The organism is Myxococcus vastator (assembly GCF_010894475.1).
In the GTDB taxonomy this organism is placed as follows: domain Bacteria; phylum Myxococcota; class Myxococcia; order Myxococcales; family Myxococcaceae; genus Myxococcus; species Myxococcus vastator.
Genome location: NZ_JAAIYB010000025.1, coordinates 1 through 25,818 on the forward strand (window position 1 = coordinate 1; position 25,818 = coordinate 25,818).

A 25,818-nucleotide genomic window follows, 5' to 3' on the forward strand; every position below is an offset into this window, starting at 1 on the left:
CCGCTGGGGCGTGGTGGGCGGCGCCCTGGCGCTCGTGGCGCTGGCGCTGCTCACGTCGCTGCGTGAGCACCCGGTGCCCGAGGACCTGTCGTCCGGCCGGGACCTGCGCGCGTGGCTGCAGGCGCTGATGGCGTCACCTGGCGTGGAGGCGGTGTTGTGGCCGGGCCGGCTGCTGGTGGCGCCCGCGCTGGCGCGGAGCGTGGATGACTTCCTGCGGGCCCTGCCGCCGGTGTTGGCGCTGCTGGTGGCGCACTACGGCTGGGTGCTCTGGGCCGAAGTCCCGTTCGAGGAGACGGCGGTGGTGCGCGCGGAGTCCCGCTCACGGGAGCGCATGCTGCGTGGCTCGGGGCGGATGACGCGGGTGGGTTCGCTCACGTTGCGCCGTCCGCCGTTCCGGCTGATGCCGCGCGGCCGTCCGGAGGTGGCGCTCATCTGGAAGAACCTGATTGCGCGCAAGCGGATGGGCGGCGGGTTCGCGGTGTTCCTCGCCTTCATCATCCTGGGCGGTGCCATCGCGGCGATGATGGGCGACACGCGCCTGTTCACGGACACGCGGCGGGTGCTCGGGCCGGTGGCGCTGACGTTGTCGGTGATGCTGACGGTGGTGGGGCCGAGCGCCTTCCGCATGGACCTGCGGATGGACCTGCCCAAGCTGGACCTGCTGCGCGCCATGCCACTGACGGGGCGGCAGGTGGTGAGCGCGCAACTGGCGGCGTCCTCCCTGGCCCTGGCTTCGTTCCAGCTCGCGCTGTTGGCGGTGGCGCTCGTCCTGGGGCCTGGCGTGGAGGCGTCGCGCCTGGGCGGTTGGTGGTGGCCAGGCGGGTTGGCGCTGGCGTTCCTGCTCCCGGCCGTGTCGCTGTCGGGCCTCTTCGTGCAGAACGCCGCGGTGGTCCTCTTTCCTTCGTGGGTGCCGGCGGACACGGGCGAGCGGGCGCGCGGCATCGAGGCGATGGGCCAGCGCCTGCTGGCCGTCGTGGGCACGGTGGTGGTGATGCTGGTGGGGTTGATTCCCGCGGGGCTGGTGGCGCTCGTGGTGGGCCTCCCCGTGTCGACGCTGCTGGGCCCCTGGGCCCTGCCCGTGGCGGGCTTCGTCGCGGCGGCGGTGTTGGTGGGGGAGGTGTGGCTGGGCGTCATGGCGCTGGGCCACGCCTTCGAGCGCCTGGACGTCTCCGAGGACCGGCCGGAGTAGGTCGCTCCACGTTCGCTCCTGGACGTGCGCGTGCTTTACGGTGGTGGGGCTCCTGGGCGCGGAGTATCCGGGCCGCTTTCGAGAGGAGACGCGCATGAAGGTGGGATTCATTGGCCTGGGCAACATGGGGCTGCCCATGGCGGCGAGCCTGGTGGCCGCGGGGCACGAGCTGACGGTGTGGAACCGCACCGAGTCCAAGGCCGCGCCGTTGAAGGAGCAGGGGGCGCGCGTCGCCCGCAGCCCCGCGGAGGTGGCGCGCGGCGCGGAGGTCGTCTTCAGCATGCTGGCGGACGACGCGGCCGTGACGTCGGCGGTGTTCGGTCAGGACGGGCTCCAGGCGGGCCTGGCGCCAGGCGCCGTGCACGTCTCGTCGAGCACGCTCTCCGTGGCGCTGTCCGAACGGTTGGCGCAGGCGCATGCGAGCGCCGGTCAGCGGTATCTCTCCGCGCCGGTGTTCGGCCGTCCCACCGCGGCGGCCTCGAAGCAGCTGTGGGTGGTGGCCGCCGGCCCGAAGCAGGACGTGGACCGCTGCCGCCCGCTGCTGGAGGCGCTGGGGCGCGGCCTCACCGTGTTGGGGGACCGTGCCCCGGCGGCCAACGTGGTGAAGCTGTCGGGAAACTTCCTCATCGCGTCGATGATGGAGGCGCTCGCCGAGTCCTTCGCCCTGACGCGCAAGTCGGGCATCGAGCCGAAGGTGTTCCTGGAGGTCTTCCAGTCCGTCTTCGCGCGCTCGCCCATCTTCGAGGGGTACGCGCAGCTCATCGCGGAGGAGAAGTACAGCCCGGCGGGCTTCAAGATGAGGCTGGGGCTCAAGGACGTGGAGCTCGTCCTGGACGCGGCGCGCACCGAAGAGGTGCCCATGCCGCTGGCCAGCCTGGTGAAGGACCAGCTCCTGGGAGGCGTCGCGCAGGGCCACGGCGACTTGGACTGGTCCGCGCTGGGGGCGCTCGTCGCCGAACGGGCCGGGTTGAAGCAGGGCGGCTGAGCGCCCGCGCTCCAGGTGCACGCCCGACTGCCGCGCACCTGGAGCTTCAAGAATTGCGAGGAGCGCCTACTGTCGCGCGTCCATCTCCGCCGCGGGGATGGGGAAGCGCTCGTGGGGCGCGATTTCGGCATCAATCTCGCGCGGGAGCGTGTCGAGTCGCCCGTAGCGCCGCAGGTCAATCCAACGGTGGCCGCCTTCGAACAGGAGTGAGAACCGCTTCTGCTTCAGCAGTTCGTCCAGCGCGTTGTCCTCGGTGATGTCCAGCTTCGGGGGCAGCCGGCCTGAGGTGGTGCGGATGAAGTTGAGGTCGTCCGCGGCAGGTCCGAAGTTCCTCTCACCGATGTTGGCCTCCGCGCGCAGGAGGATGAGCTCCTCGTTGCGGATGATGGGCACGGGGGAGTTGTTCGAGGGGTAGATGCGGAAGCGCCACTCCGTTCGCAGCTTTCCGCCCGCCTCGGTCTTGGCCTCGGCCAAGCGCGTGAGCTTCCGGTTGACGCGGTCATCCACGGTGCCGTCCTCCTGGAGCTCCGCGTCGGTGACGTTCGACGGGTGGGCGTAGACGTTGACGCTGATGAGGCCGTTGTCGGTGTCGCCGGAGTTCGTCCCATAGGCGTGGAAGACGCCCTGGTCCAACGGCGCGCTCTGATTGAGGAAGGACTGGCTCAGGGCGGTGAGCGCCTCGGCGTAGCGTCCGCGGTACACCGCCACCCGCGCGGCGAGCGCGCGGTTGAACTGCTGGAACGTCGTGGGCGTGTTGAATCCGGCGAAGCCCGGGCTGAGCTGGAAGGGGAAGGCGTCCCCCGCGTTCGCCAGGTGGGCATGGCCCTCGTCGAGCAGCGCGGCGATGCGCTCGAACACGGCCTCCTTGCCGACGATGGGAGCCAGTTCGCCAATGGGCAGGTTGACGTCGATGGGGGCCCCGTGGGTGTCCCGTGTGTTGATGACCACGAGGAAGTCCAGGGCTTGAATCGTCTTCGCGAAGCCGCGGAGGCCTTCCTTCTCTGCGTCGGGCGTGTTGGGGACCTTGTCCAGGGAGTCCAGCAGCGCGTTGGCGTTGCGGATGTTCAGGTAGGGGTTGGTCCAGTGATTGCCGCCGAACGCCGGGCCGCCGGGGTCCAGGGTAGGGCCCAGCAGTTCGTTGACGGAGCGCGGGTCCGAGGGGTCGAAGACATACGCTTCGCGTCCGATGATGCCGAGTTGGGCCACGTAGCCGTTGGGCGCGGCGACGCCAGCGCGGTGGCCGACGAGCAGGCCCGTGGCGGCGGTGAGCACCGCGGGACGCGTGGGCCGCTCCCGGAAGTCATCGAGGCTGGGGTTGTTCAGGTCCGGGACGTCCATGCTCCCGCAGCCGCTCAGGCCCAGGACAGTGAAGAGCCCCACGAAGGTCTTCTTGGTCAGTTGGATGGTCATGGCTCAGAACCCGACGTCGATGGAGGTCCAGAAACTACGGCTGGGAGGGAAGGGGGCCACGTCCACGTTGCGGGCGATGGGCTGGTTGCCGAAGTTGCTCACCTCCGGATCCAACCCGGAGTAGCCGGTGAACATGAGGAGGTTGCGTCCACTCAGACTGAGCCGGGCGGACTTCACCGCGGGAACCATGGACACCCAGTCCTTGGGCAACTGGTACATGAAGGTCACCTCACGCAGCTTGAGGAAGCTGGCGTCCTCCAAGTAGGCGCTCGCGTGCGTCCGTTGCCGGACGAGCCGCTCGCGACCGCCCGTCGTGAAGTCGGGTGACGTGCCAGCGTCGTCGTAGATGTAGCGCGTCAGGTTGATGACGTCGCTGCCCTGCTGCCAGTCGAACAGGAAGGACAGGCTGAAGTCCCGGTACTTGAGGCTGTTGGTGAAGGACATGCGGAAGGTGGGCTCGGTGTCGCCAATCTTCCGGACAATCGGGCGGCCGTTCTCGTCGACGCCGTCGTTGCCGACAATCTGCGTGGCTGTCGCGCCTTCCTCGATGCGGAAGGCGCCCAGGCCGGTGCCGAACCCGCCAGCGAGGAACGCGGGAACAGGCAGGTCCGTCACCCGGCTGCGGTTGAGGGCGAACGTCGCGCCGCTGGTCCACTCGAAGCCGCCGCGCACGGGCGTCACCTGGAGCATGGCCTCGACGCCACGGTTGCGCAGCGAGCCGCCGTTGAAGATCTGCGTGGTGAAGCCACCGGACGGGGCCAGGGCGCGTTGCAGCAGCAGGTCGCTGATGTTGCGCTGGTAGATGGACACTTCCGCGACCACGTCGCCGCCGAACAGGAGGGCGTCCACGCCGGCTTCAAGCTCGCGCTGCCGCTCTGGCTGGATGTTCGGGTCACCCGCGATGCCGGTGCCCACCAGACCCGGGCTGCCGGCGATGTTTCCGGTGGCGCGCAGGCCGTTGAACTTCATGCCGTACAGCGGCAGGTTGCCTGTCTCGCCGTAGGCCGCGCGGACCTTGAATTCGTTCACCTTCGGGTGGAACGAGGGGATCCGGTAGGCGGTGGCCAGCTTCGGGTACAGGAACAGCGCGTTGGGGTTGCCGTTGGCGCTGCTCTGCTCGGCGCGCAGCGCGCCCACCAGCGTCAGCCGCTGGTCCAGCATGAGCACCTCCTCCTGGACGTAGTAGCCCCGGTCCCTCACCAGCGAGCGGTTCTGCCGCAGGCTGACCACGGTGCCGCTGTCCACGTTCTGCTGACCCGCGTTCAGGTTCTTGCTGACGATGTAGACGGAGTCGATGTTGCGCTCTTCGAACTGGAGGCCGCCAGACGTGGTCGCCACGATGCTGCCCGACGTGGGCTTGTAGGTGTGCACCAGGTTCAGGCCGGAGTTCAGGTTGCGCACCTGGCTGGTGCCGAAGAGCGACGAGCCCGGAAGACCGTCATCCAGCGGCTCGAAGTTCAGCTCGGGTGGGAAGAAGAGCGAGTTCTCTTGCTGGAAGCGGTCCACGCCCGCGTTGGCCAGCACGCGCAGGTGGTGGGCCTCTGTCTTCCACAGGTGCCACGTCAGGTCGCCGGACCCGATGAAGCGCCACACATTCTCGTCGTTCTTCACCAGCGCGGCCGTCTGCAGCGGGTTGGCGCGGTTCGAGAGGAAGGGATTCTGAGGGTACACGCCGTCCGAGTTGGCCTCCAGCGGGAGGAACTCCGGCGCGCGCGGCAGCACCATGTAGTTGCTGATGCTCGCGTTGTCGTTGTTCGTCAGGCCGCGCTGGCCCAGGGAGTGAATCAGGTTGGTGGCGACGTTGACCTCCACCGCCTCACCCAGCTTCTGGCCCAGGTTCAGCCGGAACGACTGCTTCTCGTACCCGGTGTTGGCGATGATGCCTTCGTCGTTCTTGATCATCGCCGACGCGAAGTACTTCGTGTTGCCCGTCACGCCGCTGACGCTGGCCAGCGTCTCCGAGGACAAGTCGCGGCGGCCAGCCAGGGCGGACTCGTGGTCGAACCGGCGCCCCTCCACGTAGTACTGGGTCGCGGCCTCGCCGAACGTGTCGCGCACCTCGTCCACGCTGTTGAAGCGGCGGGTGCCAATCGTGTTGGCCAGCGTGTACATGCCCAGGCGCTGCGTCACCGCGAACTCCGGCTCGCTGGAGCGGCCCCGCTTGGTGTTGATGATGACCACGCCGTTGGCGGCCTTGGAGCCGTAGATGGCGGCGGCGGACGCGCCCTTGAGGACCTCGATGCTCTCGATGTCGTTGGGGTTGATGTCCGCGATGCGGTTGACCTGGTTGTCCTGGGTGGGGTTCGCGTTGGCGCCGGCCACGGACTCGGTGACGGCGAACACACCGGAGGCGATGGCCACGTCGCTGACGAGCACCCCGTCGATGACGTAGAGCGGGGCGGAGGAGCCGTTGATGGTGGACACGCCGCGCAGCCGGAGCTGGAGGCCGCCACCGGGCGCGCCGCCGTTGCTCTGGATGTTGGCGCCAGCGACCTTGCCCTGGAGGGCCTGGTCCACCGTCTGGGCGGGGGCGCGGTTGATCTCCTCTGCGTTCACCGAGGCCACCGAGTTGGCCAGGTTCTTTCGCGCTACTTCACTGGCGCGGCCCACCACGACCATCTCCTCCGAGAAGATGTTCTCCAGCGCGACCTCCACGGTGCGCTGGTTGGCGCCAATCTGCACCTCCCGCTCGCCGTAGTCCTGGCTGGAGAAGAGCAGCGTCACCGCGCGGGCGGGCACGTTGGGCAGGGTGAAGGTGCCGTCCAGCTCCGTCTCCACGCCCTGGGTGGTGCCCTTGATGATGACGCGCACCAGGGGCAGTCCCTCGTTGGTGAGGCGGTCGGCGACGCGGCCCTTCACCGTGCGCCCGCTCACTGGCGCGGGGGCCATGGGCGCCGGCTGTGGCGCGGGAGCCGCCGGTGTCTGTGTTTCGGGAACAGGCGGCGCGCTATTCGCGTCTTGCGCCAGCGTTTCCAACGAGAAGAGTGCAAACACGCACCCCGGAATCAACGCCCTTCTCAGCGTCATTCAATCCTCACTCGCTGCGGATGGACGGCTCCCCCCAAGGCAGGATGCCGGTGAGGGGAATCGTCACCGGGTCAACGATTGGCCGTCAACGGCATATCCTCACTTTTGATGTTAATCTTTGAATCCAGGTTGACGAGAATGTTTGCCCGGAGCTGGAGCTTGAGGGACTCGCGTCTGTCATCAGCGGGCGCGCAGCGCGTCACCGGCTGCGGCTGCGGGGCAGTCGTTGGAGGGCCGAGGAAGGCGGCCGGTGCCCCGGGGGCATCCCCGTCAGCCGACCCTGGGGCCGCCGTCCGTTCAGGACGGATTTGTCCCGGCAAGACTAGTTGCCCGGGGCACGTCCCTCCTCTAAGAGACTCGATAGATATGGCGATGAACGAGCGTTACGAGCCGCAGGCGATTGAAGGTAAGTGGCAGACCCGTTGGGACGACGCGGGCGTCTTCCGGGCAGGCAGACGCCCCGGTGCACCCAAGAAGTACGTGCTCGAGATGCTGCCGTACCCCAGCGGGAAGATGCACATGGGGCACGTCCGCAACTACCTGCTCGGGGACGTGTACGCGCGTTACTTCTGGATGAAGGGCTTCGACGTGCTGCATCCCCTGGGCTGGGATGCGCTCGGCCTGCCGGCCGAGAACGCGGCCATCAAGGACGGCGTGCACCCGGCGGTGCGCACGGCGGAGAACATCGCGTCCTTCAAGAAGGAAGTGAAGAGCCTGGGCTACTGCTACGACTGGGAGCGCGAGGTCAACACGAGCGACCCCGAGTACTACCGCTGGAACCAGTGGTTCTTCATCCAGATGCTGGAGCGTGGGCTCGTCTATCGCCGCTTCAGCAAGGTGAACTGGTGTACCGGCTGCCACACCGTCATCGCCAACGAGCAGGTGAAGGACGGCGTCTGCGAGCGCTGCGACTCCCCCGTGGTGGACAAGGAGATGCCCGAGTGGGCGTTCCGCATCACCCGGTACTCGCAGGACCTGTTGGACTCGCTGGATACGCTCACGGAGTGGCCCCACCGCATCACCGCCGCGCAGCGGAACTGGATTGGCCGTTCGGACGGCGCCGAGGCCGACTTCCGCGTGCAGGGGCATGACGCCTTGCTGCGCGTGTTCACCACCCGCATCGACACCCTCTTCGGCTGCACCTACGTGGTGCTGGCGCCGGACCACAAGCTGGTGGCCCAGGTGACGACGCCCGAGCGCCGTGCGGAGGTGGAAGCTTTCGCCAAGCGGATGGCCGCCCAGTCCAAGACGGAGCGCCTGGGCGAGGGCACGGAGAAGGAGGGCGTCTTCACCGGCGCCTACGCGGAGAATCCCTTCACCGGACAGGCGGTCCCCATCTGGATCGCCAACTTCGTGCTGAGCGACTACGGCACCGGCGCGGTGATGAGCGTGCCCGCGCATGACGAGCGAGACTTCGCCTTCGCGCGCAAGTACAGCCTGCCCGTGAAGGTCGTCATCCATCCCGCGTCCGGTGACAAGCTCCCGCCGGGTGACAAGCTGGAGGCGGCCTATACGGAGTACGGCGTGCTGGAGGACTCGGGCGCCTACACGGGCCAGACGTCCGAGCAGGCGCGTCAGGCCATGGCCGCGTCGCTGGAGAAGGACGGCAAGGGCAAGGCGACGGTGACGTACCGCCAGAAGGACTGGGGCTTCAGCCGCCAGCGCTACTGGGGCACGCCCATCCCCATCGTCTACTGCGAGAAGTGCGACCCGGACCGCAACGGCCTCCCGGTGCCGCTGGAGCAGCTGCCCGTGCGCCTGCCGGAGATTGACACCCAGGCGGTGCTCACCGGCAAGGGCGAGCCGCCGCTGGCGAAAGTCGCCTCGTGGGTCAACACCACCTGTCCGAAGTGCGGCGGGCCTGCCCGGCGCGAGGCGGAGACGATGGACACCTTCGTCGACTCCTGCTGGTACTTCGCGCGCTACCTGTCGCCGCACTACGACGCCGCGCCGTTCGACCCGAAGGAGGCCCAGCGCTTCCTGCCCGTGGACATCTACGTGGGGGGGCCCGAGCACGCGGTGATGCACCTGCTCTATTTCCGCTTCTGGACGCGGGTGATGAAGCTGTTGGGGCTGAGCCCCGTGGATGAGCCCGTCAAGCGCCTCATCACCCAGGGCATCGTCAACGGTCCGGATGGCCGGAAGATGTCCAAGCGCTGGGGCAACGTGGTGGCGCCTTCCTCCATCGTCCAGAAGTACGGCGCGGACACGGCGCGGGCCTACGTGCTGTTCGCGGGCCCGCCGGAGCGCGACTTCGACTGGTCCGATGACCAGGTGGAGGGTGTCTTCCGCTTCCTCAAGCGCGTCTGGACGCTGGCCGCGACGCACCAGGAGGCGACGGCGGGTGCCACCCATGACGGACCCTACGAGGGCAAGGCGCTGGAGATTCGCCGCGCCGCCCACAAGACGCTCAAGCGGGTAGGGGAGGCCATCGAGCGCCTGTCCTTCAACACGGCCATCGCCGGCATCATGGAAGGCGTCAACGCGCTCTACGCCCAGGGGACACCCGAGACGGCCGCGGAGAAGGCCGCCATGGCGGAGGCCGTGCGCCTGCTGGCGGTGGTGCTCACGCCGTTCGCGCCGCACATCGCGGATGAAATCTCGGAGGCCTACGGCAGCAAGGACTTCACCGTCGCGCAGGCCTGGCCGGAGTTCGACCCGGCGCTGGTGGTGGACGACGTCATCCCCTACGCCGTGCAGGTGAACGGCAAGCTGCGCGCGGAGATTCGCGTGGCGGCGGACGCGGCGGAGGCGGACGTGCGCGCCGCGGCAGAAGCGGATGAGAAGGTCCAGGCGGCCCTGGCGGGCAAGACGCTGCGCAAGTTCGTCTTCGTCCCCAAGCGCCTCGTGAACTTCGTCGCCACCTGAGCGGGGACCCGGGTGTCGGCGGAGGTCCTCGTCATGTGCGGTGCATGTGGGCGGCCCCAACCCGCGGGCCGCCCGCGGTGCATTGCCTGCGAGGCCGTGCTTCCCGAAGCGCCCCTTCCCGGGGGCCCGGCACCCGGGGAGCCTTTCTTCGTCGCGGACCTGGGCGGAGGGCGCATACTCTCCGGTCAGGGGACGCGGCTCTTCTATCAGCCGCACCCGTCGGTCATGGTTCCTCCCGTGGAGCTGGGCTCGCTGCGGGAGGCGCGGCTGGAGTCGCGCTTCTTCCGGGAGGCGCTGGCGCTGACCGTCTTCGCCTTGCTGGGCCTGTGGGCGCAGCCCGTCGCGCTGAAGGTGCTGGGGTTGGGCATGGCGGCGCTGGGCGTCCTGCTGGCGTTGACGTGCCGCTCACACGGGCTCGTCCTGTTTCCTCGGCAGGGGCCGACGGTGCGCTGGCCCTTGGGGCTGGCGCGGCGGGGGTCGTCCCGGGACACGCGGCTGCTGGCGGCGTGGACGTCGTTGGCGGAGGCCCTGCGGGTGCGCGGCGTGGCTGTCGACGGTGAGGCTTCACCGCCGCCTCCGTCGATGCGCGACGGTGGCCCTCTGGCTTGACGGGCGGATCGGGCCGGGTAGGGTGCCGCGCATGTCGCGACCCTGCGCTGTCGGACCCCGGCGCCTTCGGATTGGCCTGGTGGTGGGAATGTGGGTGGCCGCGGGCTGTGGCTACCGCCTGGCGCCTCGCGGAGACGGTCTCCCGCCCGGCGTGACGTCCCTCTGCGCGCCCGTCTTCGTCAACGCCACGCCCGAGCCCACGCTGGAAACCGTCTTCACGCGCTTCCTGCGGCAGGAGCTGATCCGCGTGGGCCGGCTGGGCAGCGCGGCGTCCTGCGACGGGCGCATGGAGGGCACGGTGCTGTCGGTGGCGAACACGCCCACGACGGTGGTGGGCAAGAGCACCAGCCCGGGCTTCTTCTTCCGCGTCTCCGCCCGGGCGCAGCTCCGTGTGGTGAAGGACGGACAGGTCCTCAAGCAGACGGAGGTCTTCGGCACGGAGGACTATGTGCTGGGGAGCGGAGACATCCTGGAGGCGGAGGCGAACCGGCAGGTCGCGCTCGAGCGCCTCGCGGAGATCTTGATGCGGGACGGGTATGACCGGCTGGCAGGTGCCTGGTGAGGAGGCAAGAGCCTCCTCCCGGCAGCCTGCACGGATGAAGCAGGGCCACGCGAGGTGGCCCCGAGGCTTCGACTAGGCCTGCGCGCGGGCGGCCTTGGTGGCGGCCTTCGCGAGACGCGAGATGCGGCGGGAAGCGGTGCGCTTGTGCAGCACGCCCTTGGTGGCGGCCTTGCTCAGCGCCTTGGAGGCCGACTTGATGGCGTCCGTCAGCTTCGCCCCATCCTTGCTGCCGAGCGCCTCGCGAGCGGACTTGACGGCGGTCTTCACCTCACCGCGCACGGTGACGTTGCGCGCACGGCGCTTCAGGGACTGACGGTGACGCTTCTCTGCGGACTTGGTGTTGGCCAAGAGAAATCTCCAGCGGTAATGGCAGGCTAAAAGAGGGGCCGTCCTTACTGCGACGCCTCGCGGGCGTCAAGGCGGGTGTGGGCCTCCAGCCGGGATTTCCGGGCTCTGGACGCCCCGCCGAGGGCACCTGCGAGGAAAATCACTCTACCGAAGTCGTATATTCCCACACCAGCCCTGATGGATCCTCAAAGGTGAGTCGGTCGGCCTGGTGCTGGATCAGCCGGCCCCCCGGAATCTCCGCCAGGATGCCGGGGAGCCGCTCCACGGCCGCCGGAGACGGGGCCGTCAGGGTCAGCCTCAGCCCCGTCGTGGGCGCCCCCGCCGCTTCGAAGGCGATCCGGAGGCCCCCGTCTTCATAGAGGGCCTGATCCGCGGCGGGAGTCCGGCGGGAGGTCCACCCCAGCCGAGGCGCCAGGGCATCCCAGAAGGCGCGCTGCGCGGGGAGGTCCGCCACGCCCAGCCGCAGCGTGGTGACGGGCGCGCGAGGAACCCAGGTCGGAGACGGCAGGGCCTTCTCGCGCGCCTTGGCGTCCTGCCAGTGGCGCTCCATGTGCTCCAGGGTGGCATCCCCCAGGGCGACACCCTCGGCGCGCAGGGCGGACTCGATGTGCTGGAAGCGGGCGGTGAAGCGGCGGATGGCCATGCGCAGCGCGTCCTCGGCCGGGGCTCCGACGAAGCGCGCGAGGTTGGCGAGCGAGAACAGCACATCTCCCAGCTCGTGCTCGATGGCGTCCCGATCATTCGCGGCGATGGCCTCGTCCAGCTCGCCCAGCTCCTCCGTCAGCTTGGCGCGCACGCTGGCGACGTCCGGCCAGTCGAAGCCGATGCGGCTGGCCTTCTCCGTGAGCCGCTCGGCCCGCATCAGCGCCGGGGCGGCGACGGGGACGCCGTCCAGCACCGAGCCCTCCCGGCCCGTCTTGCGCTTCTTCTCCGCGGCCTTGAGCTTGGCCCAGTTGTCCAGGACCTGCTCGGCGCCCTCCAGGCGCTGGCCGTCGCCGAAGACATGGGGGTGCCGGCTGACCAGCTTGTCGCCAATGGCCTTCGCCACGTCGGCCAGGGAGAACTCCCCCAGCTCCGACGCGAGCTGGGCGTGGAAGACAATCTGGAAAAGCAGGTCCCCCAGCTCTTCGCAGAAGGTCCGCCAGGAGCCGCCGTAGGCCACCCGGTCCATCTCCTCCAGGACCTCGAAGGCCTCTTCCAGGAGGTAGGGCCGCAGCGAGCGCAGGTCCTGTTCGCGATCCCACGGGCAGCCGCCTTCGGCGCGCAGCCGCCGCATGATGTCGACCAGTCGCTCCAGCTCCGCCCCGGGGGTCAGCGTCGTGTCCGCCATGCACATTCCTGTAGCACGCGCGGGTCGGGTGCTGTCCGGCAAACGCGGAAGGTGGCCGGCCTGGCTGGCGTTCGTTTTCGCGGTTGGCCCTGGGTCGCCTACAATCCACCCCCTGGATGATCCGCCTGCCGCTTTTCGCCCTCCTTCTCAGTGGATTCACGCTTCTGGTGCCCGTCGTGGCGTCCGCGCAGCTGGAAGCCCCCACGCGCCTTCCCGAGGTGGATCCGGGGCCCATGGAGCCCGACCTGCGGGATGAGTCCATGGATCCGGTGGATGACGCCGCCTACGCGGAGGACGTGCCGGAAGAAGAAGACGTCCCCACCGCGGAGGAGGATGCCTCCACCGAGGATGCCTTCACCGAGGACGCCGACGACGCGCCCGCGCGCAACGTCAGGGCCTCCGAAGCGGTCCCCGGCAATGGCCGCCCGCCCGCGGCGGCCAGTCCTCCGCCGGTCGAGGAACCCACGGTCATCACCCCCAGGCCGGTGACGCTGAGTCCGGTGCTGGCGCCGCGGGTGACGGATGCGGACCTGGAAGCCCTCTGGAACCGGTGGCGGCAGGCCCGGGCGACGAATGACCGAGCCGCGGCGGCGGCGGCCCTCAAGGAGCTGCGGACGTTGCGCGTCGAATTGGCCGCCACGGACCTGGAGCCCCTGAGCGCGGGCTTCCTCCGCGAAGCGGCCGTGCGCCGCCGCGCGGGGGACATGGCCGGCGCGGTGCGGCTGGCGGAGGTGGCGGTCGAGCTGTCGCCGGGGCTGCCCTACGCCCGCTTCGAGCTCGCCGAGCTCTACGCCTTGGAGAAGCCGACTGACGTGTCCCGCACCCTGGGGCAGGTGCGGCAGGCGCTGACGACACTGGCTCGGGATGCCCGCTATCGCCGGCCCGCGTTGGCGGACCTGGGGGCACTGGTGCTGCTGGCCTGGGGCGCCACCGCGGTGCTGCTGATGGGCCTGTTCTTCCTGCGGAAGCTCCGTTACGCGCTGCATGACTTCCACCACCTGCTGCCGCGAGTCGTCTCCCGGTGGCAGTCCCTGGTCCTGGGGCTGCTCCTCTTGAGCCTGCCGTGGGTGCTGGGGCTGGGCGTGCTGCCCGCGCTGCTGGTGATGCTGGCCACCGTGTCGCTCTATCTCTCGCGCACGGAGCGGGTGGTGGCGGCGGTGCTGGTGGCGGGCGTGGGGCTCCTGCCGCTAGCGGCGGGGCAGCTCGCGCGCGTCACGGCGTTCGCGGGCACGCCGGCCGAGGACGTGTATCTCCTGGAGCGGGGCGGCCTGTCCGCCGAGGAGGCGCGGGCGCGCGTGCTGACGCGGATGGCGTCCCGCACGGCGACCTTCGTGGAGGTGCTGTCGCTGGCGTACTTCGAATCCCGGCGCGGCCTGCTGGAAGAGGCGAGGACACACTTCAAGGCGGCCTCGGTGCTGAAGAACTCGGATGCGCGCCTGCTCACGCGCTTCGGCAACACCCTGGTCGCGCTGGGAGACGCGGACGGCGCGGCGCTGCTCTACGTGCAGGCCTCGCAGTCGGCACCGGACCTGGCGGCTCCGCACTACAACCTGGCGCAGGTGGTCCGCCGCAGGGCGAAGACGCTGCCCGATTCGGAGGTCGGCAAGGAGCTGGACCGCGCCGCCACGGCCATGGCCTCGGCGCAGGCGCTGGATGGAGCGCTGCTGGTCCGGGACCCGCCACCGGAGGACCGGCTGCTGCTCAACCTGCTGCTGCTGTCCCCGACGCTGGGGGAGTCCGACTGGCTTCCGCTCGCGGATGGCACGGGAGCGGGTCGTCAGGTGGAGACGCAGCTGTCGCGCTGGCTGCTCCCGGGGCTTCCGCCCGGGCCCATGGCCTCCGCGGGGGCCGCGGCGCTGGCGGCGCTCTTGGCCCTGTGGGGCTTCGCGGGTGACCGCTTGAAGGCGGCCAAGGTGTGTGAGCGCTGTGGCCGCGCGGTGTGCGTGCGCTGCGACCCGGAGCTGGGGGTGGGCAGCAAGCAGTGTGGCCAGTGCGTCAACGTCTTCGCCCGCCGGGGGCTGGTGCCGCAGCAACTGCGGGCGCGCAAGCAGCTCCAGGTGGACCGGCATCAGGCCTGGACGGGGCGGGTGGCGTACGTCCTGGGCGCGGTGTTGTCCGGCGCGGGGCACGTGGCCTCGGGTGTTCCGGTCCGCGGCGCGCTGTATGTGTTCGGCTTCCTCTTCGCGCTGGCCGCGGTGCTCCTGCACCAGGGGCTGGTGCGAGGGCCCTACGGTGAAGCCCCCCTGTACCTCAAGCTCGCGCCCGCGGTGTTGCTGCTGCTGGGTGTCCACCTGCTGTCGTTGCGCGGTCTGCGCCGTCTGCGGCGGGGGGAGTGAACGGCGATGTCCCTGCAAGGCACCCTGAAGGACTTTGGTATTGGCGACATCCTGCAGCTCATCGGGCAGCAGCAGAAGACGGGCACGCTCCACGTCCGCGCCAGGGACCAGGAAGTGCGTATCGGCTTCAACGATGGCCACATCATCAAGGCGGAGAGCGTCACCCGGAAGCGCAAGGAGCTCATCGGCGCCATGCTGGTGCGCTCGGAGCTCATCACCGAGACGCAGCTCGAGGCGGCCCTGGAGACGCAGCGCCGCACGCTCAAGCGCCTGGGGGACGTGCTCGTCTCCAGCCAGGCCCTCACCGCCGAGCGCTTCCAGGCGATGATGCAGCTGCAGGCCACGGAGACCCTCTACCGGCTCTTCACCTGGAAGTCGGGCACCTACGAATTCGTCCAGGAGCCGGTGGAGCCTGACGCGGAGGCCATCCATCCGTTGCGCGCCGAGACGGTGCTCATGGAAGGCTTCCGGATGGTGGATGAGTGGCCCGTCATCCGGCAGAAAATCCACCGCGACGACCTGACCTTCGAGCGCATCAAGGCCCTGCCTCAGCCGCGCGCGGAAGAGGGCGGGGAGCTGGGCGCCATCGGTCCTGCGGAGCGGCGCATCTACGATGAGCTCTCCCCCGGGAGGGACTTGCGCAAGCTGGTGGACATCTCCTGCCTGGGCGAGTTCGAGACCTGCAAGGCGCTCTACAACCTGGTGAAGGGCGAGTACGTCCGCCCGATTCTTCCGGAGGGCGCTCCGGCCCCCGTTCCAGGGGACCAGCGCCTGCTTGTTCGCGTGGCGGGGCCGGTGGGGCGCCTCGTCGCCACCGTGGGGGTCCTGGCGGCGGTGGCGCTGGTGGTGCCCCGGGCCGTGAGCAGGGACCCCGCGGCGGGCGTCGCCGCGGTGTTCGCGGATGCCGCGGCCCAACGTCATGTTTCCCAGGCCCAACGCGTCCGCATCGAGGCCGCGCTCGAGGTGTTTCGTCTGGAACGCGGTGAGTTGCCCGAGCGTCTGGATTCTTTGGTGCAGGCTGGACTGTTGAAGCCGGGCGAACTGAAATATCCGTGGCGGGAAGAGTACTATTACCGGCGGTTGGCCGCTCGGCAGTTCATTCTCCTGCCACCCTTGCGCTAGTCCTGACACAAAGTCGTCTTTCGCGGCCCTGAGGGCGGCGTTACGTTGGTGTCAGCCGTAGCGACATAGACCGAGGAAGAATCCGCATTGCGAAATCCCGCCACGTTGGAAGCGCCCGAAGTGCTCACCGCCTCCGCCAAGGTGGACGTTCGTGACAACGCGACCGCCCTGGCCCTCTGCGGCAGCCAGAACGAAAACCTCAAGTTGATGGAGCGGCGCCTCGGGGTCCGGGTGGGACAACGCGGCACCGAGTTCCACCTCTCCGGTCCGTCCGACGCCGTGGCCTTCTCCGTCCGCCTCCTGGAGAACCTGGAGGAGATGATCCGCGCCGGCCGTCCCGTCTACCGCGAGGACGTGGAGCAGGGCATCAAGGTGCTCGGCCGCGGCGCGGAGTCCCTGCAGGAGGTCATGCTGGGCCCGGTGCTGAAGAGCTCCGGCAACCGGCAGATCGCCCCCAAGAGCATCAACCAGAAGCGCTACGTGGACGCCATCCGCTCCCACGACATCGTCTTCGGCATCGGTCCCGCCGGCACGGGCAAGACGTACCTCGCCATGGCCATGGCGGTCGCCTTCCTCCAGGAGCGCAAGGTCAAGCGCATCATCCTGGCGCGTCCCGCCGTGGAGGCGGGGGAGAAGCTGGGCTTCCTGCCGGGCGACCTGCAGGAGAAGGTGAATCCCTACCTGCGGCCGCTCTACGACGCGCTGCACGACATGATGGCGGCCGAGCGCGCCGCGCAGCTGCTGGAGCAGGGCGTGGTGGAAGTGGCCCCGCTGGCCTTCATGCGGGGCCGCACGCTCAACGACGCGTTCGTCATCCTGGACGAAGCCCAGAACACCACCGTGGAGCAGATGAAGATGTTCCTCACGCGCCTGGGCTACAACAGCAAGGCCGTCATCACCGGTGACGTGACGCAGGTGGACCTGCCCACGGGGAAGATGTCCGGGTTGAACCACGCGCGCGCCGTGCTGAAGAACATCGACGGCATCCACTTCGCGGCGTTCTCGGATGTGGACGTGGTCCGCCACCCGCTGGTCCAGGAAGTCATCCGCGCCTATGACCGGGCGGACGTCGCCCAGCGCGAGGCCCAGGCGGCTCGGGAAGCAGCCACCGCTGCCGCCCAGGCGCCCGCCGCGACGCCGGCCACCACCGAGCCCGTTGCCGTCGAGTAACGGTGCCGAAACCTACTTGCGCCCACCCGCGCGTACCCTGCCGGGCGGGCGTACCCCATCCCACCCTCGCGAATATTCCCAGGCGTTGCGTCCTTGAAGGATCCGCGACGCCTTATCTAGGGTGAGGACTCCCATGGCCGAATCGGAAACGCAGCCCCCTGGGCGCAGTCCACTGGACGCGCTCGCCGAACGCCTCGGACTGGACAACGGCGTCTGGGGGCGGCGCGCCATCCAGGTCCTTCTCCTGGTGGCCGTCTCCATTGGCGCGGGCTTCGTCATCTCGCCGGGCCTCTACAGCCAGCAGATTCCGGCGTTGGCGGAGGAGCACCTCGGCAAGCCGTTCCGGGCCAGCTCGCCCGCGGGCTTCAAGGCCGCGCGGGACTACGAGGTCGTCCACCGCGCCATGACGCAGCAGCGGCGCCAGGACGCGCGCGCGGCCGTCAAGCCCGTGTATGACTTGAACCCCGCCGTCCTGGGGCAGCTGCGGGCGACGGTGAGCTCCGCCTTCTCGTCCATGCGCCTGCACCTGGACGAACTCGCGGAGGCGCAGACCGAGTCGGAGCCCGAGGATCGCGAGGCGCCCCGCCGCCGCAAGCCCGCCGCGTCCCCGGAGATGGTGGAGTTGGAGCGCGGCACCCGCGAGAAGATGCGGGCGGAGCTCCAGGAGCGCTTCTTCGGCAAGCGCGACGCCGTGCTGGAGGCCGAGGACTTCCAGGCGCTCTACGCCACCCGCTTCTCACAGGAGGCGGAGACGGCCACGCTGCTGGTGCTGGAGCGGGCGTACCGCTCCGAGCGCGGCGCGGTCCATGTGGCGGGCTCCCGGGAGGAACTGGCGCGGGAGGCGCATCAGGGCCTCACCGTCCGCGACGTGGTGAACAAGGCCGAGGAGTCCCTGTCCGGGGGTTCCACCCAGGTGGTGGACGTCCCCGAGGCGCACCAGGAGATGGAGCGCTTCGCCTCGGTGCCCGGCAACCTGATGCCGGACGCGCCGGGCGTGCAGCGCCGCGCCATCCTCCGGCTGGCCCAGCGGCTGGTGCGGCCGAACCTCACCATCAACATCGCGGAGTCGGACGCGCGCCGGACGCAGGCCGCTCAGGCGGTGAAGGACGCCGTCATCTCCATCAAGAAGGGCCAGCGCGTCATCGGCGACGGTGAGCTGGTCAACGAGTCGCACCTGGTCATCCTGCGCGGCATGCGCGCGGAGACGGACCGGCTGGACCTGGTCCAGCTCCAGGCGGGCGGCACCGGCCTGGTGGGCCTGCTCATCGTGTCGTTCTACTTCTTCTGCAGCGCCGCCTTCCGCCGCTTCCGGCCCACGCGCAAGGACGGCGTGCTGCTGGGCCTGCTGCTCCTGGGCCTGCTGGGACTGCTGCAGGTCTGGGTGTCCATCGCTGACGCGGTGCAGGACCGCTACACCGCGCTGCCCATCGAGGCCTTCTATTACGCCTTCCCCGTGGCGGCCGGCGCCATGCTGGTGCGCTTCATCCTCACGCAGGAGCTGGCGCTCTTCTTCGCGCTCGTCTTCTCCTGCCTCACCGGCGTGATGCTGGGCAACTCGCTGGCCTTCGGCGTCTTCACGCTGGTGGGCTCGCTGGTGGCGGCCGACCGCATCGTGAAGGCGAAGGACCGCGTGGGCATCTTCCGCGCGGGGCTGGTGACGGGCGCGGTGAACCTGGTGGCGGTGCTCTTCCTCTTCCTCGTGGAAGGCAAGGGCCTGTCGGCCGACACCCTCCTCACCGCGCTGAGCGCCTTCGTGGGCTCCTCGCTGGCGGTGCCGGTGATGGTGATGGCGCTCACGCCGCTCATCGAGGCCACCTTCGGCTACGCGTCGGACATCAAGCTGCTGGAGCTGGCGAACCTGAACCACCCGGCGCTCAAGGAACTCATCGTCCAGGCGCCCGGCACGTACCACCACTCCATCATCATCGGCTCGCTGGTGGAGAACGCGGCGGAGACGATTGGGGCCAACCCGCTGCTGGCGCGCTCGTGTGCGTACTACCACGACATCGGCAAGGGCCGGAACCCGCTCTACTTCGGGGAGAACCAGAAGGGGGAGAACCGCCATGACGCGCTCGCGCCGGCGATGAGCGCGGTCATCATCAAGCGGCACGTGACGGAGGGCCTGGAGATGGCCCGTCAGTACCGGCTGCCCAAGCTGGTGGCGGATGCGATTCCGCAGCACCACGGCACGCGCACGGTGGGTTACTTCTACCACAAGGCCTTGAAGGAGCAGGAGGGCAAGGAAGGCGCTCCGCCCATCGACGAGAGCATCTACCGCTACCCGGGTCCGAAGCCCCAGTTCCGCGAGGCGGCGCTGGTGATGATCGCCGACGCGGTGGAGGCCTCCACGCGCTCCATGACGGACCCCACCACGCCCAAGCTCCACGCGCAGGTGCAGAAGATCATCAACCTCATCTTCTCCGAGGGTCAGCTCGACGAGTGTGACCTGACGCTGAAGGACCTCAACCTCATCTCGCAGTCCTTCCTGCACACGCTCGAGGGCATCTACCACACGCGTCCGGCCTACCCGGCGGGCGCCGTGGGTGGCGGCAAGGCGCCGCCGTTGGTGGTGGCGGGCGCGGTGCCTCGGCCCGTGGAAGGCAGCAAGGACAAGGCGCGGACCGCGGGGGGGACATGAGCGGTGCACGAAGGGGCAATGGCGTGAGATTGCGCAAGGGGAAGCTGATTCCCCGTGACGACGGCAAGCGCATCGAGGAGTTCGTGGGCGCGGCCACCACCCACACGGACTCCGCGTCCGTCGCGCGGATGCTGGCCCCCCCGGGCTGGTCCGAACCGGCGCAGCGCCCCGAGTTCGACGAGGTCGTCATCGTCCTCACGGGCGAGCTGACCGTCGTCGTGGAGGGCCGCCGCGAGCGCATCCCCGCGGGCGAGGTCGGACTGGTGCCGCGCGGCAAGCGCGTGGTGTACCGCAACGACGGCCAGGGCGCGTGTGACTACTGGTCGGTGTGCGCGCCCGCGTTCCGCCCGGAGCTGGCGCACATGGAGGCGCCCAAGCCCCGCGTCCAGGAGAACCACGTCGTCATCCAGGTGGCCCATGGCCAGGGCCGCGACTTCGCGCGCCTGCTGACGACCTGGGCCAAGGACTACCTGGTGCAGCTCGAGCTGTCCGGCGTGGAGCTGTCCCTGTCCCTGGTGGACGACCGGGCCATCCGCCGGCTCAACCGCACCTGGCGCCAGAAGGACAAGGCGACGGACGTGCTGAGCTTCCCCGCGGGCGACCTGCCCAAGGGCACGCCGGGCCCGCGTCCGCTGGGGGACGTGGTCATCTCCCTGGACACGGCGAAGCGGCAGGCCAAGGAGTACGGCCGCACGCTGGAGTCGGAGCTGGCGCGCTACCTGGCGCACGGCCTGCTCCACCTGCTGGGGCACGACCACGAGCGCCCCCGGGACGCCAAGCGCATGGCGGCCCTGGAGGAACAGCTCCTGGGCGAGCGGGGAATGGTGGCGGACTCGCTCCAGGTGGATGCAAAGGCCCGCCGCGCCCGCAGCCTCATGTAGGCCCCTCGCTGGACAATCCAGCATCCATCCCGTTGAGCCGGGCGGCGTGCGTGATAGGTAGGCGGCCTCCCGCGTGTTGGACCCAGCCATGCTCCGCCCATCACTCATCGCCTCCTGCCTGCTCGGCCTGCTGCTCCTGGCGGCGCCCGCGCGCGCGGCCACTCCGCCGCCGTGGGGCACGGGAGAGAGCCAGGGCGAAGACCTGGCCATCCTCCTGGTGACCTTCAGTCCCGGGGATGACGTGCCCTCGTGGTGGGGCCACGGCTCGCTGGTGGTGGAGGACCGGCGGCGGCGGATGTCGCGCCTCTACAACTACGGCATGTTCTCCTTCGACGAGGCCATGCTCGCGCGCTTCGCCATGGGCCGGCTGGAGTTCTGGGTGGGCCAGTCGTCGGTGGGCGGCACCTTCCGCCACTACCAGGCCGAGGACCGCGACGTCCGCGTGCAGGAGCTCAACCTCACGCCCGAGCAGCGCGTCGTCGTGGCGAAGCGGCTGGCGGACAACGTGCTGCCGGAGAACCGCGAGTACCTGTACCACCACTACAACGACAACTGCGTCACGCGGCTGCGGGACATGATTGACGTGGCCACGGGCGGCCAGCTCCGCGAGGCGGACCGGGCCCCGGGGCGGATGACGCTGCGCGAGCACACCCGGCGCTACACCGCGGTGAACGCGCCCATGAGCGTGCTGCTCGACTTCATGATGAACGACGAAATCGACCGTCCCATCACGAAGTGGGAGGAGGCCTTCCTCCCGGACGAGCTGGAAGCGCAAGTCGCGGCGCTCCAGGTGAAGGGCGCGGATGGGCAGCGGGGTTCGCTCGCGGCGAAGAGCTGGAACCACTACGAATCCTCCAAGCGTCAGCGTCCGCCGGCGGAGCCGCCCCCGTGGGGGCCGTGGCTTCTCGCGCTGGGCCTGGGCCTGGGCGGCCTGGCGGTGGGCCTGGCGGTGTGGGAGCGCCAGCGGGGCAGCCGCGTGGCCCGCCTGCTGCTCGGGCTGGAGAACGCCGTGCTGGGGCTGGCGCTCGGGCTGCCGGGCACCGCGCTGTTCATCATGTGGCTGGTGACGGACCACACGGTGACGTTCCGCAATGAGAATCTCTTCCTGGCCAACCCGCTGACGCTGCTGGCGCTGCCCTTCGGCGTGGCCCTGACGTGGGGCAGCCAGAAGGCCCGCGCGCGCCTGTTCAAGGTGTGGACGCTGCTGGCGGCGCTGGGGGTGCTGGGCGTGGTGCTCAAGGTGTTGCCGCCCTTCGACCAGGACAACTGGCGGCTCATCGCGCTCATCCTGCCCATCTCCCTGGGCATGGCGGGCGCATTCGGTCTGGACCGGGTGCTGGCGCGCCTCCCCGGGGCGGACCGCGCGTCAGCCGGACGGCGGGATACCGTCGCATCGCTGAAGACTCCCTAGAGGACACGGAAAGAAGCCATGGCGAACGATTCGATGGAGAAGATCAACGTCCTGAGGGAGCGCGTGTTGGCGCTCCGGGGGCATCTTTGACCTCGACCGCAAGCGGTCCCGCATCGCGCTGATTGAACGCGACTCCACGCAGCCCACCTTCTGGGACGACAACACCAAGGCGCAGGCGCTCCTGAAGGAGAAGTCCACGCTGGAGGCCAGCGTCGGCGCCTACGACAAGGTGATGCGCGGCCTGGATGACGCGCAGGCGCTCTTCGAGCTGGCCGCCGAGGCCAACGACGAGGCCACCACCCAGGAGGCGGAGGGCTCCCTCACGGGGCTGGAGGGCGACGTCGCCAGGCTGGAGCTGGCGCGCATGCTGTCCGGCGAGCAGGACCGCAGCAGCTGCTTCATGGACATCAACGCTGGCGCCGGTGGCACGGACTCCATGGACTGGGCAGCCATGCTGCTGCGCATGTACACCCGCTACTGCGAGCACAAGGGCTGGAAGGTCGAAATCAACGACGAGGTGCCGGGGGAAGAGGCGGGCTTCAAGAACGTCTCCCTGCGCATCGAAGGTGACTTCGCCTACGGCTATCTGAAGGCGGAGGTGGGCGTGCACCGGCTGGTGCGGATTTCGCCCTTCGACGCCAACGCGCGCCGGCAGACGGCCTTCGCGTCCGTGGACGTCTATCCGGAGGTGGATGACACCATTCAAATCGATATCCCGGAGAAGGACATCGATTTGAAGTTCATCCGTGGCGGCGGCGCGGGCGGCCAGAAGGTGAACAAGACGTCGTCCACCGCGCAGCTGCGCCACCTGCCCACCGGCATCATCATCACCTGCCAGACGGAGCGCTCGCAGTCGGCCAACAAGGACATGGCCTTCAAGATCCTGCGAGGCCGCCTGTACGAGCTGGAGATGAAGAAGCGCGAGGCCGCGCGTGACGCCGCCGAGGCGCAGAAGAAGGACATCTCCTTCGGCTCGCAGATCCGCTCCTACGTGCTGGCGCCGTACCGCATGGTCAAGGACCTGCGCACCGGCATCGAGACGGGCAACGTGGACGCCGTGCTGGATGGGGAACTGGAGGAGTTCGTCACCGCCCAGCTCCTGGGCGTGAAGAACCCCAACCGCGGCGCGGGCGCGGACTGAGCAGGCGCCGCGCCTCACCGGCTCCTCGCCTTCGCCCGGAACCTTTTCCGCGGCCCTGCTGTCGGAGGGCCGCGGGGCAGGGGACGGAGGTAGGCTTCAGGGACGGTGGCACCTCCTGCGGAGGGGCTGTCGCGGGAGGACACGGGTGGCATCGGGCGGCGTGCTCGAAATCGGACAGGAAGAGGCCGCCGCCGCGGACGCGTCCGAGTCGCGCCGTCAGGACGCCGCGCTGCTGGCCCGGCTGCGCCGAGGGGAGCCGGACGCCTTCGAGCTGCTGGTGCGCACGCACCAGGACCGGCTCTACGACTTCTGCGTCCGCATGGTGGGAGACCGTGAGGAAGCCCACGACCTGGTGCAGGAAATCTTCGTCAGCGTGCACCAGAACGTCCGCCGCTTCCGCGAGGACTCGAAGCTGTCCACCTGGCTGTTCCGCATCACCCGCAACCACTGCATCAACCGGCTCAAGTACCTGAAGCGCCGGGGCCGGGGCCGCTCCGAAGTGTTCGACGAGGCCGCGGCCCTGCGCGCCGAAGGCGGGGGCACCGCGCCTGGCCCGGACGCGGCCCTGGAGTCCGCGCGCGAGCGCGCCCGGGTGCAGTGGGCCATCTCCCAGTTGGAGCCGGACGCGCGCATGCTGGTGGCGCTGCGCGACATCGAAGGCCTCAGCTACGACGAAATCATCGACATCACCGAGCTACCGGAGGGAACGGTGAAGAGCCGGCTCCACCGGGCCCGGGAAAAACTGGCGGACCTCCTGGGGCGGCTTGAGCCATGAACGGCATTCATCGCAGACTGCGGGACGTGGAACCGCGGATGAACCATCGCGAGGCGAGGGCCCTGTTCCTCGCGCTCGCCGACGACGAGCTTCCCGCCCCCAAGGCGCAGGAGGTTCGCACCCACCTGGACGGCTGCGACGACTGCCGCCAGGGCTGGCAGCGCTACGCCAGCACGGTGCAGCGGCTCCAGCACGTGGCGCGTGAGAAGGCCCCGCCCGCGCTCGCTTCCCTGGTGATGAACCGGGTGCGTCGCAAGCGCCGCTTCGGTCTGCGGGGCCTGCACACCGCGCACATGAACCACCGCCTCCCGGTGGAGGTCCTCATCCCGTTGCTGCTGGCGGCCGCCGTGGCCGCCTTCCTGGCGCTGGTCGCTCCCTGAGCGACCTTCCGCTGTGTTGCGTTGCTTCCCGGGGGAGCCTTGGCTACGGTGCCGCGCCTTTGGGAAAGCGCGTCATGGCCGAGACCGAGAACAAGAGCGAGAAGAGCGTGGGCGAGGGCGACCTCGGGACGAAGGAACAGGAAATCTACGACCAGCGGCTGGAGAAGGCCGCGAAGTGGCGCGAGGCCGGCTTCAATCCGTACGGCAACGGCTACCGTCCCCAGCACCAGGCCGCTGAAATCCACGCGAAGCACGCCGCTCAGTCCGCCGAGGAAATCGAGCAGGCCGCTCCTCCGCCCTATGACGTCGCCGGCCGCGTCGTGGCCATGCGCTCCTTCGGCAAGGCCGCCTTCATCAAGCTGAGAGACGGCTCGGGCGAAATCCAGGTCCACATGAAGAAGGACGCCTTGGGGGACGCCTATGAGACCTTCAAGCTGTGTGATTTGGGCGACTTCCTGGCCGCCACCGGCCCGGTGTTCCGTTCGAAGACGGGCGAGCTGACGCTGTCCGCCACGAAGTTCACCCCGCTCACCAAGTCCCTGCGGCCCCTGCCGGAGAAGTGGCACGGCCTGACGGACGTGGAGATTCGCTACCGTCAGCGGTACCTGGACCTCGTGTCCAACCCGGACGTGAAGCAGACCTTCCTCCGGCGCAACAAGCTCATCCGCTTCATCCGCGACTTCCTCGACACGCGTGACTTCGTCGAGGTCGAGACGCCGATGATGCACCCGCTCGTGTCCGGCGCGGCGGCGCGGCCCTTCACCACGCACCACAACGCGCTCGACATCGACCTGTACATGCGCATCGCCCCGGAGCTGTATCTCAAGCGCCTGGTGGTGGGCGGCCTGGAGCGCGTCTACGAGGTCAACCGCAACTTCCGCAACGAAGGCATCAGCACCCGGCACAACCCCGAGTTCACGATGTTGGAGTTCTATCAGGCGTACGCCACGTACGAGGACCTGATGGACCTCTCCGAGGAGATGATTTCGGAGGCCGCCAAGGCCGTCACCGGCGACACTAAGGTGAAGTACGGCGACCACGTGCTCGACTTCGGCAAGGGCTGGAAGCGCATCTCCATGACGGAGGCCATCCGCGAGGTGGTCAGCGGCCTGTCCGACAAGGACATGGCGGACGCGGACCGGCTGCGCCACGAGCTGCTCAAGACGCGCCACTCGGAGGCCGAGCGGCGGGCCATCGACACCATGAACCACGGTGAGCTGGTGGGCGCGCTCTTCGAGCACCACGTCGAGCACACGCTCATCCATCCCACCTTCATCACCCATTTCCCCACCGCCGTCTCGCCGCTGGCCCGGCGCAATGACGCGAACCCGGACGTGACGGACCGCTTCGAGCTGTACGTGGCGGGCCGCGAAATCGCGAACGCGTTCTCCGAGCTGAACGACCCGTTGGACCAGAAGGGCCGCTTCCAGGCCCAGCTGGACGCGAAGCAGCGGGGCCAGCAGGAGACCATGGACTACGACGAGGACTACATCCGGGCCCTCGAGCACGGCATGCCGCCCACCGCCGGTGAAGGCATCGGGATTGATCGGCTCGCCATGTTGTTCACGGATTCGCAGAGCATCCGAGACGTCATCCTGTTTCCCCTCCTCAAGCCACTGGCGAAGTAGCCAGGAGG

The 25,818-nt window shown here is 69.3% G+C and carries 19 protein-coding genes; 15 read left to right on the top strand and 4 right to left on the bottom strand.

The features are described 5' to 3' along the window. Both G4D87_RS04290 and G4D87_RS04295 read left to right on the top strand, forming a co-directional pair. A partial coding sequence (locus tag G4D87_RS04290) for an ABC transporter permease (RefSeq protein ID WP_163779212.1) occupies positions 1–1,189 on the top strand: 1,189 nt, incomplete at its 5' end. A gap of 94 nt (positions 1,190–1,283) precedes the next feature. Next, on the top strand, positions 1,284–2,174 hold the full coding sequence (locus tag G4D87_RS04295) for an NAD(P)-dependent oxidoreductase (protein WP_163779216.1): 891 nt from the start codon (positions 1,284–1,286) through the stop codon (positions 2,172–2,174). A 66-nt stretch (positions 2,175–2,240) separates the two neighbouring features. Here G4D87_RS04295 and G4D87_RS04300 read toward each other — a convergent pair whose 3' ends face one another. Together G4D87_RS04300 and G4D87_RS04305 are read right to left on the bottom strand one after the other, a co-directional pair. Next, positions 2,241–3,584 carry a RagB/SusD family nutrient uptake outer membrane protein gene (locus tag G4D87_RS04300; RefSeq protein WP_163779219.1) on the bottom strand — a complete coding sequence of 448 codons (1,344 nt, stop codon included), beginning with the start codon at positions 3,582–3,584 and terminating at the stop codon, positions 2,241–2,243. A 3-nt stretch (positions 3,585–3,587) separates the two neighbouring features. Next, on the bottom strand, positions 3,588–6,473 hold the full coding sequence (locus G4D87_RS04305) for a SusC/RagA family TonB-linked outer membrane protein (protein ID WP_240357998.1): 2,886 nt from the start codon (positions 6,471–6,473) through the stop codon (positions 3,588–3,590). A 504-nt stretch (positions 6,474–6,977) separates the two neighbouring features. On the opposite strand from G4D87_RS04305, the gene leuS reads away from it, so the two are divergent. The 3 genes from leuS (at position 6,978) to lptE (ending at position 10,650) form a co-directional block, all read left to right on the top strand. Next, positions 6,978–9,479 carry a leucine--tRNA ligase gene (gene leuS / locus G4D87_RS04310; RefSeq protein WP_163779223.1) on the top strand — a complete coding sequence of 834 codons (2,502 nt, stop codon included), beginning with the start codon at positions 6,978–6,980 and terminating at the stop codon, positions 9,477–9,479. A gap of 225 nt (positions 9,480–9,704) precedes the next feature. Beyond that, a complete protein-coding gene (locus tag G4D87_RS39220; protein ID WP_240357999.1) occupies positions 9,705–10,088 on the top strand; it encodes a hypothetical protein in 384 nt (127 codons plus the stop codon). 88 nt (positions 10,089–10,176) lie between these two features. Further along, positions 10,177–10,650 (top strand): LPS assembly lipoprotein LptE, encoded by a 474-nt coding sequence (gene lptE / locus G4D87_RS04320; RefSeq protein WP_240358002.1) that lies wholly within the window; start codon positions 10,177–10,179, stop codon positions 10,648–10,650. Between the two features lie 72 nt (positions 10,651–10,722). Here lptE and rpsT read toward each other — a convergent pair whose 3' ends face one another. Further along, positions 10,723–10,998 (bottom strand): 30S ribosomal protein S20, encoded by a 276-nt coding sequence (gene rpsT, locus G4D87_RS04325; protein ID WP_163779232.1) that lies wholly within the window; start codon positions 10,996–10,998, stop codon positions 10,723–10,725. Positions 10,999–11,137: 139 nt separating this feature from the next. Further along, positions 11,138–12,328 carry a nucleoside triphosphate pyrophosphohydrolase gene (mazG, locus tag G4D87_RS04330; protein ID WP_163779235.1) on the bottom strand — a complete coding sequence of 397 codons (1,191 nt, stop codon included), beginning with the start codon at positions 12,326–12,328 and terminating at the stop codon, positions 11,138–11,140. A 116-nt stretch (positions 12,329–12,444) separates the two neighbouring features. Here mazG and G4D87_RS04335 point away from each other — a divergent pair, with 116 nt between their 5' ends. The 10 genes from G4D87_RS04335 to lysS all read left to right on the top strand — a co-directional run bounded on the left by G4D87_RS04335 (position 12,445) and on the right by lysS (position 25,810). After that, entirely contained in the window at positions 12,445–14,664 is a 2,220-nt protein-coding gene (locus G4D87_RS04335) for a hypothetical protein (RefSeq protein WP_240358000.1), read from the top strand. Between the two features lie 6 nt (positions 14,665–14,670). After that, a complete protein-coding gene (locus G4D87_RS04340; RefSeq protein WP_163779240.1) occupies positions 14,671–15,786 on the top strand; it encodes a DUF4388 domain-containing protein in 1,116 nt (371 codons plus the stop codon). A gap of 87 nt (positions 15,787–15,873) precedes the next feature. Then, a complete protein-coding gene (locus G4D87_RS04345; protein WP_163779243.1) occupies positions 15,874–16,956 on the top strand; it encodes a PhoH family protein in 1,083 nt (360 codons plus the stop codon). Between the two features lie 133 nt (positions 16,957–17,089). Beyond that, positions 17,090–19,594, top strand: coding sequence for an HD family phosphohydrolase (locus G4D87_RS04350; RefSeq protein WP_176410253.1), 2,505 nt, complete (start codon positions 17,090–17,092; stop codon positions 19,592–19,594). Beyond that, positions 19,591–20,475, top strand: coding sequence for an rRNA maturation RNase YbeY (gene ybeY / locus G4D87_RS04355; protein ID WP_176410254.1), 885 nt, complete (start codon positions 19,591–19,593; stop codon positions 20,473–20,475). Before G4D87_RS04350 ends, ybeY begins: the two co-directional genes overlap by 4 nt. Before the next feature lie 88 nt (positions 20,476–20,563). After that, positions 20,564–21,886 (top strand): Lnb N-terminal periplasmic domain-containing protein, encoded by a 1,323-nt coding sequence (locus tag G4D87_RS04360; protein WP_163779248.1) that lies wholly within the window; start codon positions 20,564–20,566, stop codon positions 21,884–21,886. An 18-nt stretch (positions 21,887–21,904) separates the two neighbouring features. Further along, positions 21,905–23,027, top strand: a protein-coding gene (prfB, locus tag G4D87_RS04365; RefSeq protein ID WP_240358001.1) for a peptide chain release factor 2 whose coding sequence is annotated in 2 segments (ribosomal slippage) — positions 21,905–21,973 and positions 21,975–23,027 — 1,122 coding nt in all. Because the reading frame shifts where the segments join, the coding sequence is not laid out codon by codon here. 145 nt (positions 23,028–23,172) lie between these two features. Then, a complete protein-coding gene (locus G4D87_RS04370) occupies positions 23,173–23,802 on the top strand; it encodes an RNA polymerase sigma factor (RefSeq protein WP_163779250.1) in 630 nt (209 codons plus the stop codon). 38 nt (positions 23,803–23,840) lie between these two features. After that, entirely contained in the window at positions 23,841–24,182 is a 342-nt protein-coding gene (locus G4D87_RS04375; protein WP_163779252.1) for an anti-sigma factor family protein, read from the top strand. A 74-nt stretch (positions 24,183–24,256) separates the two neighbouring features. Then, positions 24,257–25,810: a lysine--tRNA ligase gene (lysS, locus tag G4D87_RS04380; protein ID WP_163779254.1), complete on the top strand. Its 1,554-nt coding sequence runs from the start codon at positions 24,257–24,259 to the stop codon at positions 25,808–25,810. Positions 25,811–25,818 lie beyond the last annotated feature (8 nt).

Coding starts and splice junctions, on each gene's coding strand:
- lysS (WP_163779254.1), top strand. CDS start 24,257: ATGGCCGAGACCGAGAACAAGAGCGAGAAGAGCGTGGGCGAGGGCGAC.
- G4D87_RS04340 (WP_163779240.1), top strand. CDS start 14,671: ATGTCCCTGCAAGGCACCCTGAAGGACTTTGGTATTGGCGACATCCTG.
- G4D87_RS04305 (WP_240357998.1), bottom strand. CDS start 6,473: ATGGCCCCCGCGCCAGTGAGCGGGCGCACGGTGAAGGGCCGCGTCGCC.
- G4D87_RS04375 (WP_163779252.1), top strand. CDS start 23,841: ATGAACCATCGCGAGGCGAGGGCCCTGTTCCTCGCGCTCGCCGACGAC.
- G4D87_RS04350 (WP_176410253.1), top strand. CDS start 17,090: ATGGCCGAATCGGAAACGCAGCCCCCTGGGCGCAGTCCACTGGACGCG.
- G4D87_RS04360 (WP_163779248.1), top strand. CDS start 20,564: ATGCTCCGCCCATCACTCATCGCCTCCTGCCTGCTCGGCCTGCTGCTC.
- G4D87_RS39220 (WP_240357999.1), top strand. CDS start 9,705: ATGGTTCCTCCCGTGGAGCTGGGCTCGCTGCGGGAGGCGCGGCTGGAG.
- mazG (WP_163779235.1), bottom strand. CDS start 12,328: ATGGCGGACACGACGCTGACCCCCGGGGCGGAGCTGGAGCGACTGGTC.
- G4D87_RS04335 (WP_240358000.1), top strand. CDS start 12,445: ATGATCCGCCTGCCGCTTTTCGCCCTCCTTCTCAGTGGATTCACGCTT.
- G4D87_RS04300 (WP_163779219.1), bottom strand. CDS start 3,584: ATGACCATCCAACTGACCAAGAAGACCTTCGTGGGGCTCTTCACTGTC.
- lptE (WP_240358002.1), top strand. CDS start 10,177: ATGTGGGTGGCCGCGGGCTGTGGCTACCGCCTGGCGCCTCGCGGAGAC.
- G4D87_RS04295 (WP_163779216.1), top strand. CDS start 1,284: ATGAAGGTGGGATTCATTGGCCTGGGCAACATGGGGCTGCCCATGGCG.
- ybeY (WP_176410254.1), top strand. CDS start 19,591: ATGAGCGGTGCACGAAGGGGCAATGGCGTGAGATTGCGCAAGGGGAAG.
- leuS (WP_163779223.1), top strand. CDS start 6,978: ATGGCGATGAACGAGCGTTACGAGCCGCAGGCGATTGAAGGTAAGTGG.